We start from the raw sequence: 16,064 nt of genomic DNA, 5'->3' as shown, positions 1-16,064 counted from the left end.
GTGCCTTGGCGCTTTTTGGACGCCGGTCAGTTGACCCTGCGGAGCCTCCTTCTTGCCGGCGTCCAAAAACCAGCACACAAGCAGAAGTGCTTCGTAGTCTGGTGCACTTTGAGTCGGCGGCTTTAGGGATGTCGGCCAACTTGGCATCCACCGCGCGCTGTGTCATGTTGCATGAAGAATGGCGAGGGAGGGTTGTCTCTTGTCCCGGCACGTTGGAGCTCTATGCTCGGCCGCATTGCTCGTACTTGGCACTTCGTCGGCGACCGTCGCCTCGGAAAGATGTCAGGAAATCGGCCGTCGGTTTCAACCCGCGCAATCTCAGGTCACTGCAATGGAGGTATCCTTACTTCTATTCTCTGCAGCGGACGAGAATTGTACCGAGCTGGCGACCGGGCTACTGGACTATGGCGCATCAGTGGACGCGCGCGACCGGTTTGGAGCCCGCCCGCTCAGCCACGCCGCGCGATCTGGCCATCTGGAAATGGTGGATCTTTTGCTTGCGCGTCACGCTCCAATTGATGCGCGCAATCTCGCGGGCGCAACGGCGCTATACTTCGCGGCTGAACGCGGCCATCTCGCGGTCGCCCGGCGACTTATTGAACGCGGCGCCGATGTCACACTCACCGGACGCAGTGGAGTATCTCCGGTCGCAGCCGCCGCTTATGCAGGCAGCGACGCAATCGTCGAAACGCTGCTGGCACATGGCGCTGACCAAGGTGTGCCCGACGACACCGGAAAACCGCCAATTGTCTACGCGGCGGCCCGCGCCCGGCTTGACATTGTGAAGCGCCTGCTTTCGCGAAACATCGATATCAATGCCCGCTATCCGAATGATTTGACGCTGCTGATGTGGGCTGCGGGTCCGGATGAAACAATTCCGGAGACGGAGGCTGTCAAGGTTGTGAGCTATCTACTGGATTCAGGCGCGCACATCGATGATCGCGATGCCCGCGGCCGGACGGCTCTCATGATCGCCGCCGAAGGCGGGCACGCTGAGATCGCCAGTCTCCTGCTTGCGCGGGGCGCCGATCCTTCGCTCAAGGACAACGCGGGCAAACGCGCCGCGGATCTCACCTCACTATCGTTGTTGCGTAATCGACTGGGCGCACCGTAGCGAGGGGGCGTCCTAGAGCATCATCCGGAAAAGTGTGAAGCGGCTTTCCCTTGCGACAAACGCGGAACGCGTTTGCGAAGCTCAAACAAGAAGCTAAAGCGCGATGATGACCCTTCCCAATTTCATCGAGCTTTAGTCTAAAGACCAGCGAGATATTGCGCGAGCGCCGCAAGATCGTCGACAGGCGTGGCGCGCATCAGGTCAGTCATGCCGGGATTGTTGCCACGCGCGCGGGTGCGGAAATCGGTAATTGTCTTGGCGAGGTACTCTTGGCTCTGCCCAGCCAGCCGCGGTACGGTGCCAGCACCCTGAAATTGCTCGAGATGACAGCTGGTGCAGCCCACCGAGTGCTCCGCGCTGAGCGCCCGCTGCGCAACATCCTTTGGCGACCGCGGCTGGCCCAGGTTAGGCCACGGCTTTTGAGCGAAATACTCTGCGATCGCTAGCATTTCGTCCTTCTCGAAGGACGACGCAATCGGCTGCATGATCTCGCTCTTGCGGTCACCCCGTTTGAAGTCGCGCAGCTGGATGTAGGTGTAGCCGGCTTGCTGTCCCCAGATGATGGGAATCGCCTTGTCGCTCGGCTTGCCGTCCTGGCCGTGACAGCCGGCGCACACCTCGACTTTTTCCGCGATGCTTTGTGCAAAGGCGGGGGCTGCGGTCAACAATGCCCCGAGGATCGTCCCGATCGAAATCACCCAGTTCACATTGCAGACCGTCGAATTCCGGGGGGTTTACAGAAGCGGGGCCGACTCTGGCCCCGCATCTGTGATCGCGACGTTCGTTCAATCGAGCGTAAAGGCGATGATGTTGTTGCCACGCCTGAAGTTCACCTGAGTGTTACCGCCCGCGCCGACCACGATATATTGCCTATCGCCCACCGAATAGCTGGACGGCGGTGCATTGACGCCCGCACCGGCGCGGAAGCTCCACAGTTCCTTGCCGGTGGACGAGTCGTAGGCGGCGAACTTGCCGTTGCCTTCACCAGCAAAGACCAGACCGCCCGCGGTGGCGAGAATGCCGCCGATCATCGGCTCTGGCGTGTTCACCTGCCATCTGATCTTGCCGGTGTTGTAGTCGACGGCGGTGATATTTCCCGCCTGCTTTTCACCTGGAATGGCCGTGAAGGCGCCGCCAAGCCAGAGCTTGCCGTTCGGATAGGGCGAGTTCTCGACCCGGTAGTGCATGGGCTGATGCAAATTGATGGCGTAGGCGAGCCCCTGTCCGGGGTCGGTAGCGATCGGCGACCATTCGACGCCGCCGTTTGCCCCTGGAAGCATGCGCGCGCCTTCCTTGGTCGGCAAGGTCCACATATTCTCCTGCGGCACCATCGCCTCAGAGAACCGGATCAGGCTGCAGTCTTTCCGGTCGTGAACATAGACGTGACCGGTTTTGCCAGCATGGATCACGCCCGGAATGGTCTTGCCGTCCTTGTCCTGCACATCCACCAGCACCGGCGGGCTCGCGGCATCGAGATCCCAGACGTCGTGGGCAATATACTGAAGGTGACAGACGAAGTTTCCGGTATCCAAGTCAAGCGATACCAGCGAGTTGGTGTAGAGATTGTCGCCGGGGCGCGGCGCACCGTCGAGGTCGGGAGATGGATTGCCGACCACGAAATAGATCCGGTTGGTGGCGAGATCGACAGCGGGATTTTGCCAGACGCCGCCGCCCAGCCTCTTGTAGGGGTCGCCGATCTTGGCGAGTTGGTCCTTTTCAGCCTGGATATCGCGATGCATGTCGCGCCCAGTAGCGTCCGTGGTTGCCCAGACGCCGACGGAATTTTCTGGGATGGTGTCGAAATTCCAGAGCAGCTTGCCGGTCTTCGCATCATAGGCCCTGACAAAGCCGCGGACACCGTATTCGCCGCCGTTGGTGCCGATCAAGACCTTGTCCTTGACGACCGTCGGAGCCATCGTCTCGCTGTAGCCGAGCTCGGGATCAGCGATATCGCTGCTCCAGACGACTTCGCCGGTCTTCGCATCCAATGCCACCAGCTTGGAGTCCAGCGTAGCCAGGTAAACCTTGTCACCGAGAACCTGGACACCGCGATTGTTGGGACCGCAGCAGTAGGTCGTTATGGGCCCCATCTTGTGGCTATAGTGCCAGAGCTGTTCGCCCGTCTTGGCGTCAATCGCATAGACATGGCTGAACGATGTCGTCACGTACATCACACCATCGATCACAATGGGCGACGTTTCGAGGGATTCCTTGACCTCGGCCTGGAAGATCCAGGCGACGTGCAGGTTTTTCACATTGTCGCGGTTGATCTGCTTTGCGGGATGAAAGCGTGTTTGAGCGTAGTTGCCGTTGGTCAGCAGAAAGTTCGTTGCATTCTTGTCCGCTGCATTGAGCTGGTCTTGAGTGACCGGCGAAACCTTCGCCTCGCGCGGAGGCGACCATTGATCCTGCAGCTTGACTTCTTGCGCATGACTTGATGCTGCGAGCGTGCAGCCCAGACCGAACAACGTGGCGTATGCGACAGAATATCTTTTCATGGCTCAGCCCCGTAATTATTCGAATTATCGGAATAAGCGCTCATGTACGTCTGCTCTTGAATTCTGGTCTTGCGAAGCCTGTTTGACAAGCAGAAAGCCATAGGCGTGTGCGGGCGCGCTCAAGCCTTTGGCGTTCGCGGCCGCGAAATCAGCGCGCGTTGCAGCACCCAAATCCTGCGATTCGCTGCGCGAGTGCGGCAGCGCCGCTTGCATTTCAGAAGGACGCAGCCGCACACAGGCGTGCGCTGCCGATAAGAGATACGTCGGCAACCAGTAAGCACCCTTAGGTCATGGTCCCTGGCCTAAATTCAGCGGACAATCTTGAGGCATTGCCGCCAAACTATCGCGCGTCCGATCCAGCGCGGCTCGGTGATAGCCTAGTCGTCGGGTACCACGATCCATAGCCCGTAAAGACGACCGCGACAAAGCCCATTATCGCTATGGAGGCACGGCTCGGCTGTCGCCGAGGCGGACAATTAAAACGAAGTCGCTTCAGTTGACGGCCTCCTTAATTTCTCATGTCGCCTTTCGGCCCAAGCGGCGGTTGAGGAATGTCTGCTATTCCGCCGCTACTGGGGGATAAGCAGACGTCCAGCCAACCGGCCGAAAATGATGGGGGCGATTGCAGACCGGGCAGGGCTTACCGGGCGCTCCACAACCGCATGCGCGAGGACCTCCTTCCCAAGGCCGCTCGGGATGGGCCTCGCAGACCCAACCTGTGTCATAGCAACGTGGGCAGCGCATCCGCGGTCCATCCGGCGAGCAGCATCCTGTCAGAGTCCGGCTGCACGTCGCGCATCGCCGCATTTGACCCAAAGAACCCCCGCCGGGTTGCTGCATCCGAAGATGACTTTGTGCTCGAGCAGCACCTGGTTGACGGCGCGAATGACGTCGTCGGACAGATCACCGGACAACTTGACGTTCCGGATCTCGGCCCCGAGCCGCGCTTTGACGATGTCAGCGCGCGGAATGACGTTGTCGATTGTGGTCGTGTTGCTCATGATCTTGATCTCTCGTTGTGATGAACAAAGCTCCGCCATGCACCGGTGGTGCGCGCGGCGGCGAAGAGTGATGGTGACGTCTTGAGTTTGATCCTGGGGAATCACGTCAGCAGCTAAACGGTCAGCGGCACACGGATCCCGGCGGTACAGCTCTCCGCCATCACGCCGGCACAACACCGCACGCACATCAGCCGGGCTGCTTCGCGAACGATTTGTGGATCGGATTGCCGCATGGTGAAACGACCCCGCTTGAACGTTGCCGATGGTAAAAGCGATCGCGATCCAGTCAATGAAACGAAACAAGCTTTGTTTTCCGCGCCGAGCAATGATCGCTTCGTTGGCAACGCGCATGCGGAAATATTTGCGGTGATGACGGTCAATGCGAGCGATTCACGCGAACAGTCGCGGGCAAAATCGAGCCAACGACCGGCGAAGCAGCCTGTTTCGCCCGCTTTCCATGCGAGTGCGAACGCGCTCGTCTCCGTTCGGCCGTTGGTCTTGTGCTTACAGCGCTTCTGATCTCATCGAGAAACAGCGTACCCTTGTCGGCATCGCGGAATGCGCCGCTGCGCTCGGCAAGGGCGCCGGTGAACGCCCCGCGCACGTGACCGAACAGCTCGCTCTCAAGCAGGTCTCTCGGAATCGCGGCGCAGTTCACGGCGATGAACGGCCCACTGCCGCGCCGTCCATGCCGGTGAATGGCGCGCGCCACCAGCTCTTTTCCGGTTCCGGTCTCGCCGGTGATCAGAACAGTTGCATCGCTGTCGGCCACGAGCCCAATTGTCTTCTGTACCGCGCGCATCGCTTCGCTTGAGCCGACCAGATCATCATCTGGCGGTGACGCGCGGGACGCAGGCGTCGCGTCGGAATATGCCCGCGCCCGCAGCATCCGCGACATCAGGAAATCGAGATCGGCGCGAGCGATCGGTTTCGTGAGATGATCGAAGGCGCCCAGCCGCATCGCCTCAATGGTGTTGGCAGCGCTGGCGTAGGCGGTAAGGATCGCGACAGGCGGCGCCTTAGCGGGGTCGGCACGCAGGCGCCGAAGAACTTCGAGGCCATCCATCCCCGGCATCCGAAGATCGAGCAGGACTGCATCGAACCGCTCGCGGCTGGCGAGATCGAGAGCGACCCGTCCGCTCGGCGCCTCGACCGCGCGGTGGCCGAGATCACTCAGCGTCTCGGCCAGCCCTTCTCGCAGCGCTGCGTCATCGTCGACAATCAGGACGGTCGCCATGGCAGCTCCAATACAAATATGGTCCCATCACTTTTGTGAACGGCCCGCACCGTCCCACCATGCGCCTCGGCGATCTCCCGTACAACGGCAAGGCCAAGACCCGTACCCTCGGAACGTCCTGGCTCAAATAGGTGGGCTCGCACCTCTTCGGGGACTCCGCGGCCGGTGTCAGCAACGGACAAAGCCATGCGATCCCCTATCCTTTCCGCAGAGAGCGTCACGCGACCACCAGCCGGCGTGTTCTGGATGGCATTGAGGATGAGATTGTCGATCGCTTGCGCGATTCGTGCGGGGTCGAAGCGCGCCTCGGCGCCACCTCCGCAGACTTCGAGCTCGAGCCCCTGCGCGGCCGCTTGTTCGCGGAACAGCTCGATGCGCTCCGTCAGGAAGGCGGCCACATCTTTGACCGGCACCGCGACCAGCGGTGCGCGCTGGACTGAGCTCAGGAGATTGCGGAGCAGAGTTTCCAGGCGACCAATCTGCTCGACGATGACCCGAAGGGCGTTATCCTTGCGTGCGAGATCGGGGCCGGCAGCGACAGCATTCTCGGCCTTGAGCCGCATCGCCGCAATGGGGTTACGGATCTCATGCGCGACGCCGGCGACGACACGCCCCAGTGTGGCGAGACGGTTGGCCTCGGCCACTTGCCGCACCAATGCCTCGGAGGTCCGGCGGGCCTCAGCCAGGCGGATACCCGCGCGGTTGATAGCTTCGACAATCCGATCGATTCAATCCCGCTGTCCGGTGAGGTCGAGCTTGGGTAGCTCATCGTTGCTGCTGGTGAGCGCCGCTTCCACCCGCTGTAGCCGTCGCGACCAGCCAAGGAGCAAGCGCCCAAGCCAGGCGGCAGACCCCAGCACGACGAGAAGCAGAACGCTCAGTCCCGCCATGGCCTGGATATAGGCCTGCCCGCCCGTGGTCGGCACGCGGGCCATGGTCCACGCAGACAGACCTGGAACAGGTCCGGGCAGAGGGCAGGCATGGAGCAGCAGGGTCTGTGCCCGGCCTTCCCGGCGGCGGTCGAAAGGCGCGCCGTCGAGCGCCGCAGTGTCAGCGGCTTCGCGGATGCTTGGCAGCTCAGCTTCCGGCAGATCGGTCTTCTGTCCGGTCCCCTCATAGGTCGGGAACGCATAGGCGAGCCTTTGCCCTTCTGCCAGATCCCGCCCTCGACGCCATTGAGGTCACGCAGCGCAATCTGCACCACCCCGGTCAAGCCACGAGTCAGGTCAGGGTCGTGGACATCCGCCGGTGCGCGTGTCGCACCGGTGGTGAAGAACTGGTAGCGCGCCGCGATCGCATCGGAGCCATGGGCCACGGCCGCTGATGCCCGTCGCAGCTGTTCCGTGGTCGACTGCTCGTAGAGCGACAGCAGCAGCGCACCGACGACGACGGAAGCGAGAAGGAAACCACTCCAGCAGACGACGAACCAGCCGATAATCGAACGCGGTACGGCTCTGTCTGCCAGGTTCAAGATTTGACGACCAATCCTGATCAGGCGCCCGAGGGACGCCTTTGCGTCATAGGGAGCGGCAGCGCATGACAATCTCCGAGCAATCTGGCCATCCCTTGATTCACGTGTACGATCATCCTCGTCGAACAACGCTACTTCAAGCCGCCTCACGGCCCGTTCTCCGGCAACAACCCACGAACGACAATCCGGGTTACCATTACAGTGCGGATCCCCGGACAACGTGGGTTCACCCCCCAACCGAACATGGTGCCAGGCGCCGCTGCTTGCGCAGGCTCGCCCGTTGTCAGGGGCCCGTGCCGCTGTTTCTCGGCGCCTCTCCCGTTTCGGGCATTGCGATCAGGAAGACCAAGAAGGCCGCGAGCGCGACGCCGGCAAGCGTTAAGAAGGCGGCGCTGTAGCCGGCCTTTACGACGATCACACCCGCGACAGTGTTGCTGAGGGAAGCGCCGATCCCCTGCACCGTCGCCACCGCGCCCTGACTCACGCTGTAGCGACCGGTCCCGCGCATCAGGTCGGCCAGCACCAGCGGCGTCAGTACCCCAAAGATGCCGGCGCCGACCCCATCGAGCAGTTGTACGGAGATGAGCCAAGCGATCATCGGAGACTGTATAGAGCACCCCGCGGAGCGGCAAGATCGCAAAGGCCGCGAGGAAGATCGGCTTGCGTCCCCAAGCGTCGGCCCTGGCCCCCGCAAGCAGCGCCATCGGCAGCATGACCACCTGCGCCGCCACGATGCAGGCCGACATCAACGGCGTCTCCTGGCCCTCGTGCGCGAGTGCCAGCTTCTGCCCGACCAATGGCAACATCGCGGCGTTGGCGAAATGAAACAGCGCCACACAGACCGCAAAGATCAGCAGTGGCCTGCATGTGAGCAGCACGCTCAAGCCAGACGGCTGTTCGCCGCCGACTGGATCGGTTCGGTCGAGACCGCGCGCCCGCGCGTGATCGATGGCGCTGGCCGGGATCGACAGTACCGAAAGAGCTGCCAGCACGGAAAAGATCGGAACCAGAAAGAAGACCGCGCTCTGGGAGAACCACCAGCCCACGACGCCAGCCACAATGGCAATCGACACATTGCCGGCATGATCGAAGGCAGCGTTCCGACCCGTGCGGTAAGCGAGACCGCGTGATCCCAGAATACCGAGGGTGATCGCGGCAATCGCCGGGCCGAAGAAGGCGCCGGCCACGGCCATCATCGTCTGTGCCGTCAGCACAACAGGAACGTTTGGCGCAGTCGCGATGGCGAGCGCGCTTGCAGTCAGGACGCCAAGTCCAGCCACAACCGCCCCACGTTTCCAACGCGTCGCGTCGATGAAAGCGCCAATTGGTGCGTGAACGACCAGCCCCACAATTCCGGCGACCGTGGCGACGATGCCGATCGTCGCCGGGTCCCAATGCCGCTCGGTCAATAGGAAAATTCCGAGGTATGGCCCCAACGAGCCCCTGACGTCGGCAAGAGTGAAGTTGAGCCAGTCAAGGGACGCCCATCGCATGGTTGGTCTCCCGCTACAACAGCGACTTGGCCAGACTCGTGGGGCGATACGAATACCTTCACCACTTGCGACCGTTCTTGTTCGGGCCGAGCTGCGTTCCAAGAATGCCTTTCTCCGGATAAGCCCCGATCGCATTGGCATCGTCGCCTGGCAGGTACGGCGGCAGCTCATAGCGGCCTGACTGGCTCGTCAGCACGGAGATCGTGTCGGAAGCCTCGCGCCCATCCGCGGTCTTGACCTGGACTGCGACGTGATGGACGCCATCCGCCGACTCACGGGAGTCCCAGACGCAGCCCCAGGTCGTGCTGGTCCCGCTCCTTTGCATCGGCTGCCACGAGCCGTCATCGATACGGCACATAGCGGAAACAACCCCCAGAGCGTCCCAGGTCTTGACGCGCACCTCGGTGACGCCGCGCACCACCTGCTCGGGCTGGTCAGGATCAACGATGAAGGCTTGATCGGCGGGCGACGTGATCATGACGAACGGCCAGCCGCCGATTGGCTTGAACTTCCAACTCACCACGCCATCGTCGAGATTGGCAATGGAGAAGCCGACCGGTCCCTCCTCGATCTGGCCAGTCGAGCGCGTGGCGGCATAGATCGTCTGGCCGTCCTTGGCGATTTCGTTGTAGTGCGTGTGCCCATGTCGACCATGATGACGCGATGCTTCCGCATCAGCGCCTGCACTGTGTCCGCGCTGCTTCCTAGTTCGCTCGGATAGGTATGCACGAAGAGAACCGGCCGTTGCTCACCCGCATCGGCCGCCTGCAACTCGCGTGCGAGCCACTCGAGTTGGGCGAGACCGATCCCAAAACCCTTCGGGCGCCCGTTGTCTCGAGCATTGAGGAACAGGCACCGATAAGAGCTGATCGAGCGGCTGCGCCAAAGCGCGGGCTCCAAGCAGCGGCAATAGAGATCGAGGCTGCCGGTCTTCGCATCGTGATCGCCGGGAATGATCTCGGGAGGGATGGTCAGGCGTTCGATCGCCTGCTTGACGAGGAGAAACTGCTCCTCGGTTCCGTCCTCGGCGTTGTCACCAGGAAGGACGGCGAAGTCGATTCCGCCAGAGAGGTTGGTGTTCGCCTGCGCGATGAGCGTCAGGAAATCCTGATAGTTCTGCTCGTCACGATCGGTGATATGCAGATCGCCAAAGTGCACCCAGGAGAGCACGTTGGAATAGCGGACGTTCGTTGGCATTTTTATTTCCTTTGCCTGAAGAGAGTTGTTCTCGTTCCAAGCTAAGGCATCGCCTCCGCAAGGCTCGTGCCAATTGCGAAGTCACGCGTTCTCAGCACTTTTCCGGCGCACTTCATTGCAAACTGTCTGAATTTACGACGGCCGTTGTCCGATCAGCGGACAGCACATTCCCCGCGCGGACAAACCTCATGGCGGAGGTCGGGGCCACCGAGGGCGTGGCATCGCCGCCGTGCGCTCACGTCGATCATGATCGACATCGGAACCCATCTCGGTGATTGGGATCCGTCAGTCACCGAGCTCGCGCAGCGCCAGCGCGTGACACAGCGGCTATGTGAGCTGGCATTTCCACGAACAATTACTTGATCCGATGCGCGATCGCGCGATCAGGCATTGCGCAAGACTTCCTCGAGCTGTGCGACTAGCTTCGCCCGGTGCTCGGCAGGAAGATTGTCCAGATTGATCTGCTTTCAGCGCACCGCCGGCAGCTCCGCCGCGCCGGCGACGCCCAGCAGGCTCCAATCGGGCTCGCCGCGCTTGAACCCTATGAGGAAATCCTTGTGAGCTTGGGGCATTTTTCCCGCGAGTTCAGCGATCAGCATCTCCCGGGCTTCGAGCAACTCGTCCAAGGTTACTCCATCGGCGGTCATGCCCGCGAAGCCGTGCGTGAATTCGTGCTGGATGTCCTTGCGACGAGGAACCACGACCTCGGAAATCGGCCTGTCATGGCTGATGAGGTAGACGATGAACGCCTTGCGGAGATCGTCTGTGATGCCTTCGTTGGCGAGCAGATCGCGGACATCAAAGAGGTCACGCGGATGCTGCCGGTCGAGCGCCGCGACAAGCTTGCCGGCGTATAGATCGGCGAACGACACGACTTTCATCTGTGCGAAGCCGAATGTTTCTTCGACGCTCGGCGACACGTCGCGCAACTCTGGCTCGAAGACGCAGCCCCTGATCACCGGCGTGGCCTCGATCTTGACCTGCGCATCACCTTTCTGGACAGTCAGCTTGGTGACGATCTTTTCACGAGCGTTGACGACTTCCGTCACCTGTGCACCCGGCAATCCTTTTCTGGTGGCCGCCGCCATGCGCTTCATCGCCGCATCGATCGCGGTAAGAGATTCGGGGCGCGGAGCCACCGGCAGATAGGTCAGGTCGATATCGACCGATAAGCGCGGCATGTCGCGGTGGAAGAGATTGATGGCGGTGCCGCCCTTGAGCGCAAAATCGGGCTCCGCCGCGACGAACGGGATCATCTCGATCAACAAGGCCACTTGATGCCGATATTTTTCAGACGGGGGCATTGAGATCGTCTGGGATGGTTATGAGATATTTGGTATCGAGTTTGCCGCCCTTGACGAGCATGCGCTTTCCCGTGCCGAGATTGACTTTCGATTTGTCGATCTGTTTGAGCCAGGCATGCTGATTCCGCTCCGCGAACCAGAAGAACAGTCGTTTGACCTTGATGCTTTTGCAGCCCTCCAGAAGCATTTGCAGCCGCCGGGGACTCAGGCTCCTCAAGCCTTCCGCCAGTGCATCGACCTGATGGAAGCTTTCGTGGTGAGGCAATTCGTCGAGCAGTTCGAGGAACGCACATTCGGGTGTCGATGCCGTGAGAGGCCAGTCAAATGATCCCGGTATTTCCCGCGTCGTCCCCGACTTTGGTCCGGGCGAGTTTCCGTGCGTTTTGAACAGGCTTTGCGTGCGGTGAACGCGGAATTTCTGTTTGAGCGGGAGTTTGCCGAGCCACCCGGGAGCAGGCCGCGTTCCGTATAGATGTACGGTCGAAGGACCCGTCTCGCTCAAGTAGTGACCGAAGCCTTGAGTCTCGAGGGCGGTACGTCCGCCGACGACGAGATCGGAGCCGAGCAGTCGCTGGAGCGAAACAACGACACTCTGCCAGGAGAGCTCGCCGAGCGGGCGCTTGAAGGTTCCCCGCGCCGGCTGAACCAGCCACCCGGCCGATACGTATTGGCTGCGCAGGCTGGTCGAATATCCATGCCGCTCCATCCAGGCGGCATCGACCAGCAGGCCCTGCGGGAGGGTCCTTTCGAGCTTGTTTAGCTTTCTGCCGGTTTGCTCAGCCATACTAAGTAAATTACCACATCTTCAAACCTCCTCCAAGGTTTAGGTTCTATCGATTTTCCGGAGCCAGACTAAGTAAAACCATCCTAAATATAAACTCAGGGGGGATCCAAAAATTGACACCATGTTCCTATTTTGTTCTTATTCGGATCACCCTCCTGCGAGGCTGCTCGCGCTGAGGGTAACTCAACGTGTCGGTGGAAAACCCGCCGGCGAAGTCGAAATCAACAACGCGTATGTGGACATTAGGCCGAGCGATATCGCAATCGCGCACAGATCATGTTGAATCCGGTTGCAGAGATGACGGTGAGTAATGAGTTTCAAAGCAACCGGCGCTTCGCACGAGACGACCCTACATTGCCCCAAATGCAATCACGAGATCCGGCTGACGGAATCGTTGGCCGCTCCCCTCCTCGCTGAAACCCGTCAGCGCTTTCAACAGCAGCTGGCCAGCAAAGATGCAGAGATGGAGCGTAAGACCGAGGCACTGCGGCTGGAACGCGAGCAGATCGCTAAGGACCGCGAGCAAATCGAGGACCACGTTGCGAAGCGATTGACCGCCGAACGTGCCCAGCTGGTCGCGGCCGAAAGCAAGAAGGCGCGAGAGGCGGCCGCAGCAGAGCTGCAGGCGAAGGAAGCGGAAGCCGCGGAGCTACGAGCCAACCTGCTCACCAACAACGCAAAGCTTGCCGAGGCCCAAAAGCAGCAAGCCGAACTGATGCGACAGCAGCGCGCACTCGAAGAGGAAAAGCGCGAACTCGACCTGACAATCGAGAAGCGCGTGCAGGCCTCAATCAGCGAAATCCAGATCAAGGCCAGGCAGGAAGCCGACGAGGCTGCGCGCTTACGCGTTGCCGAGAAGGACCAGACCATCGAGTCGATGTCCCGAACGATCGAGGAGCTCAAGCGCAAGGCCGAGCAGGGATCACAGCAATCCCAAGGGGAAGTACTCGAGCTCGAGCTCGAAGAGCTTCTGCGCGGACGTTTTCCGACCGACTCGATTGAGCCGGTTGGAAAAGGTGAGCTCGGGGCGGACGTTATTCAACAGGTGAATGGTGCTGTTGGCCAATCTGCCGGCATCATCCTTTGGGAAACCAAACGCACCAAGGCGTGGAGTGATGGGTGGCTCGCCAAATTACGCGACGACCAGCGCCGTTCCGGCGCCGACGTCGCTCTGATCATCTCCCATGCGCTGCCGAAACAAATCGAGCAATTTGATCTCGTCGACGGCGTATGGGTGGCTCATCCGCGTTGCGCATTGCCGGTCGCCGTGGCGCTCCGTCAGGGTCTGATCGACGTGAGCAGCTCACGCCTCGTTCAGCAGGGCCAGCAGACCAAGATGGAGCAGGTCTATCACTACCTGACGGGCACGAAGTTTCGGCAGCGGGTCGAAGCTGTCGTTGAGAAATTCAACGATATGCGCGAGGATCTCGACAAGGAGCGCAAGTTTATGGGCCGGCAATGGGCCAAGCGGGAAACCCAAATCCTGGCCGTCATCGATTCGACCGTGCTTGATCGGCGACCTGCAGGCAATTGCCGGTAAGGCCATGCCGGATATTCCCAGCCTAGATACTCCGTTGTACGAACGGAAAGTTGGATGATCCCTCCCCTACCCTCTTTATACTGCATCCGCGCGCGAGCCGCCTAGGATCGCATGCAGACTTCGGCCGGCTGTTCACGTCAAGCGCGTAACCAGAAGCGGGCAGTTCGTTGCACGCCGAAGCTTGCCCTCTCGTCATTCCGAATCCCAGCCCTGCCCTAACGGGGAACGGACGACGGACATAAGGATTCGTCGTATCAGGAGCTGTCAATGCTGACGACGCGTGAGCGAAGACCAACGATACGGACGCTGCGCGGATGGGCGATCCAAGTGCTCCAGGAAGCCGGCGCCATCCGCGAATGCGACGAACACTCTCGCTAATTTGCATTGGATTTCACGCTCTTGGTGCCCAGGAAAGGATTGGAACTCGATCCAGCAGACTATAGCAAAAACAACAACTTACCTTTGCGCCAAGTCTGGAGCTTGTACCACTGGACTGTGCTTGTGTCGACCGTGCTCTGACGCCAACCCACGTGTGGCAACGGCGGGGAAACTGCGCCTGCAAGAGCGGCTTTGGACAGTCCGGCATGGCTCGGCTCAATTCGTCCCAACGGCCTTCGCGCCCGCACGCGTCAGAGTCTCGACAATCTCCTGCCGGACTCCTCGCCAAGGAAGTCGACCGACACCCCGACCGAACGCCCTATTCTGTTCCTCCTGCTCAGGCGCGGTTTTCGCCTCGGTGCCCTCAGAGCGCGTCGCGGGCAATGTCTTTCCTGGCAGCAATGACAGCGCTTCAATCCAATCTGCGCTGGGGCTCGCACCTGACGTCAGTTGCATAGCTGATTCCCAGCCGGGACTCTTCCCTCCCCAGGCGTTCGCGACCGACCGGCGCGCGCAGGCGAGTGAGTTCGATCCACGCCAATGCGGCGTTGATCCATCTCTGGCGATCGGCACCATCGGCTTCGGCGGCGAGCTTCATCGCCGCAAATGCTTCGTGCTGCGGGTCGTATTCGACGTCCATGGGAGTGAAGCTATAACCGCAGATCGTAAACGATCACGCATCGCTGCGACCGTACGAATCCGGGGTGCCTACCGCCGAACATCTTCCTGCTGCCGGCGATGGCGGACATCGCGTTTTCCTGCGCTCTGCGACGGATGATCTTCAGAATGGCTTGTTGCGTCGGCCAGACCCGCGCCACGGAGACGGCGATACTTCAGAAGATGCCAAGGAGAGCGAACACCGCGACTTCGCCGAGGAAGGCCAAGGTCATGACCGCGACCGTGAGAAACACATCGCCTATCGGCATGGGCATGGCAGGGCCTCGCGTGTGCTGCGCCCCTCTCGTGAACACGTGAAGCCGCGGAAAGGTTTCGGTTCCGCCGACCGGGTTCCGGGTATAGGTTCGCCGCGGGGCAGGCCCTTCCGACGGGGCAGACAAATGCGAGTCCTTGAATCGCATGTTCACCGAGCGCGAGAGATGGTCGTAAACTTCGGCCATCACCTGCAACCGGTGGGCGGTCGCCTCAAGCGCTGCGGCGACCTCCGGTGCGCCATGTCTTGCCTCCAGCCGGATCATCCCGCTGAGGATCGCCAGGTTGTTCTTGGTCCGGTGCGCCATCTCCTGCAGCAGCACGGCCTTGGTCTTGTCCGCCTGCATGACCCGCCGGAGCTCGGCGCGCTGAAATTCGGCGACGGTCGCCGTCCCGGCCGCCGTGATCGCGAAGAGCGAATTCGTCGCGAGGAAATCGAGGCCGAAGCCGCCGGCGTAGCTCATGTAGCCGCCGACGCCGACCGCAATGATCGCCGCAAAGATTCCGGAGCCACGATCGAAGATCAGACCCGAGAGAAACACGCCGGGCAGCAGCAGGAAATATCCGGGCACCCCGGTCTGCATCTGGAGCGCCATCTGCAGCACGGCACACACCACCATGATGGCCGCGGAGATGCCGTACCGGACCGGGCTCGGAAGCCTGTGCTCCAGAACCAGGGGGTAGAGCCTATTCATGAGGTCCCAAGCCATAGGCAGATGCCGTTGGTTGCGAAGCATAGTGTGCCCACCCCCTCTGATTGCGCGCCTGCTCCGAGACTGACGATCCGGAACGTCGACGACAAACCACAGCGCGCGCTCGACGCCTCAGATCTTTGGCTTCTGTTTTGCCGCAGCTTCTCGAGCGATCCGCTCTGCCTTCAGGCGCTCCCGGTTTGCATGGAATGCCTGTTGGTCGCGTTCATACTCGGCGACCGGCGCCTTCGCGCGCGTATCGCGAAACACCTTTCGAGCTTCCCGTTCGGCGGCGGTCGGCGTCCTCCGTTCCGATGTGCGATTGCTCATTGCTCCCTCCTGCGGGCGCAAACGGTCCTTGCGCTATGTTGCGCATTCGGACCGCCAACCTAGGGGGTAGGTTTTCCCCCGGCGGGGCTTTTGGG

The 16,064-nt window shown here is 61.1% G+C and carries 12 protein-coding genes and 4 pseudogenes; 2 read left to right on the top strand and 14 right to left on the bottom strand.

Features of this window, described 5'->3' with window-relative positions; all coding sequences use genetic code 11:
* The first annotated feature begins 178 nt into the window (after positions 1-178).
* Positions 179-1,114: an ankyrin repeat domain-containing protein gene (locus SO139_RS41660; protein WP_498541856.1), complete on the top strand. Its 936-nt coding sequence runs from the start codon at positions 179-181 to the stop codon at positions 1,112-1,114.
* Between the two features lie 137 nt (positions 1,115-1,251).
* Here the strand turns inward: SO139_RS41660 and SO139_RS41655 are convergent, their stop codons facing one another.
* The 11 genes and pseudogenes from SO139_RS41655 to SO139_RS41605 form a co-directional block, all read right to left on the bottom strand.
* Entirely contained in the window at positions 1,252-1,779 is a 528-nt protein-coding gene (locus tag SO139_RS41655) for a c-type cytochrome (protein WP_498541855.1), read from the bottom strand.
* A 120-nt stretch (positions 1,780-1,899) separates the two neighbouring features.
* Entirely contained in the window at positions 1,900-3,612 is a 1,713-nt protein-coding gene (locus SO139_RS41650) for a pyrroloquinoline quinone-dependent dehydrogenase (RefSeq protein ID WP_474803749.1), read from the bottom strand.
* Positions 3,613-4,454: 842 nt separating this feature from the next.
* Positions 4,455-4,613 (bottom strand): annotated as a pseudogene (locus tag SO139_RS41645) (TauD/TfdA family dioxygenase); the annotation flags it as partial.
* Between the two features lie 391 nt (positions 4,614-5,004).
* Positions 5,005-5,850: pseudogene (locus SO139_RS41640) on the bottom strand (sigma-54-dependent transcriptional regulator); the annotation flags it as partial.
* Entirely contained in the window at positions 5,835-6,494 is a 660-nt protein-coding gene (locus tag SO139_RS41635; RefSeq protein WP_498541854.1) for a sensor histidine kinase, read from the bottom strand. The pseudogene SO139_RS41640 and the gene SO139_RS41635, both read right to left, overlap by 16 nt.
* 84 nt (positions 6,495-6,578) lie before the next feature.
* On the bottom strand, positions 6,579-6,785 hold the full coding sequence (locus SO139_RS41630) for a hypothetical protein (RefSeq protein ID WP_498541853.1): 207 nt from the start codon (positions 6,783-6,785) through the stop codon (positions 6,579-6,581).
* Positions 6,786-7,604: 819 nt separating this feature from the next.
* A pseudogene (locus SO139_RS41625) lies at positions 7,605-8,814 on the bottom strand (MFS transporter).
* A gap of 58 nt (positions 8,815-8,872) precedes the next feature.
* Positions 8,873-9,334 carry a hypothetical protein gene (locus tag SO139_RS41620; protein WP_474803762.1) on the bottom strand — a complete coding sequence of 154 codons (462 nt, stop codon included), beginning with the start codon at positions 9,332-9,334 and terminating at the stop codon, positions 8,873-8,875.
* Complete coding sequence (locus SO139_RS41615; RefSeq protein WP_498541852.1) at positions 9,331-10,011, bottom strand: metallophosphoesterase family protein; 681 nt, start codon at positions 10,009-10,011, stop codon at positions 9,331-9,333. Before SO139_RS41615 ends, SO139_RS41620 begins: the two co-directional genes overlap by 4 nt.
* A 467-nt stretch (positions 10,012-10,478) precedes the next feature.
* Positions 10,479-11,267 carry a nucleotidyl transferase AbiEii/AbiGii toxin family protein gene (locus SO139_RS41610; protein WP_474803774.1) on the bottom strand — a complete coding sequence of 263 codons (789 nt, stop codon included), beginning with the start codon at positions 11,265-11,267 and terminating at the stop codon, positions 10,479-10,481.
* 34 nt (positions 11,268-11,301) lie between these two features.
* A complete protein-coding gene (locus tag SO139_RS41605; protein ID WP_498541851.1) occupies positions 11,302-12,099 on the bottom strand; it encodes a type IV toxin-antitoxin system AbiEi family antitoxin domain-containing protein in 798 nt (265 codons plus the stop codon).
* Between the two features lie 310 nt (positions 12,100-12,409).
* Between SO139_RS41605 and SO139_RS41600 the strand changes: the two are divergent.
* Positions 12,410-13,697: pseudogene (locus SO139_RS41600) on the top strand (DUF2130 domain-containing protein).
* A 732-nt stretch (positions 13,698-14,429) separates the two neighbouring features.
* Here the strand turns inward: SO139_RS41600 and SO139_RS41595 are convergent.
* From SO139_RS41595 to SO139_RS41585, 3 genes are all read right to left on the bottom strand, one after another.
* A complete protein-coding gene (locus tag SO139_RS41595; RefSeq protein WP_474803771.1) occupies positions 14,430-14,657 on the bottom strand; it encodes a hypothetical protein in 228 nt (75 codons plus the stop codon).
* Positions 14,658-14,850: 193 nt separating this feature from the next.
* Complete coding sequence (locus SO139_RS41590) at positions 14,851-15,642, bottom strand: histidine kinase dimerization/phosphoacceptor domain -containing protein (RefSeq protein ID WP_498541850.1); 792 nt, start codon at positions 15,640-15,642, stop codon at positions 14,851-14,853.
* A 129-nt stretch (positions 15,643-15,771) separates the two neighbouring features.
* The gene (locus SO139_RS41585; protein WP_498541849.1) at positions 15,772-15,969 is read right to left on the bottom strand and encodes a hypothetical protein; all 198 of its coding nucleotides are present in this window, start codon (positions 15,967-15,969) and stop codon (positions 15,772-15,774) included.
* Positions 15,970-16,064: the final 95 nt, after the last annotated feature.

The sequence above is a fragment of the Bradyrhizobium sp. UFLA05-89 genome, assembly GCF_059803475.1.
The sequence above is the reverse complement of the archived record's forward strand: the minus strand, read 5'-3'. Positions and strand labels throughout refer to the sequence as shown.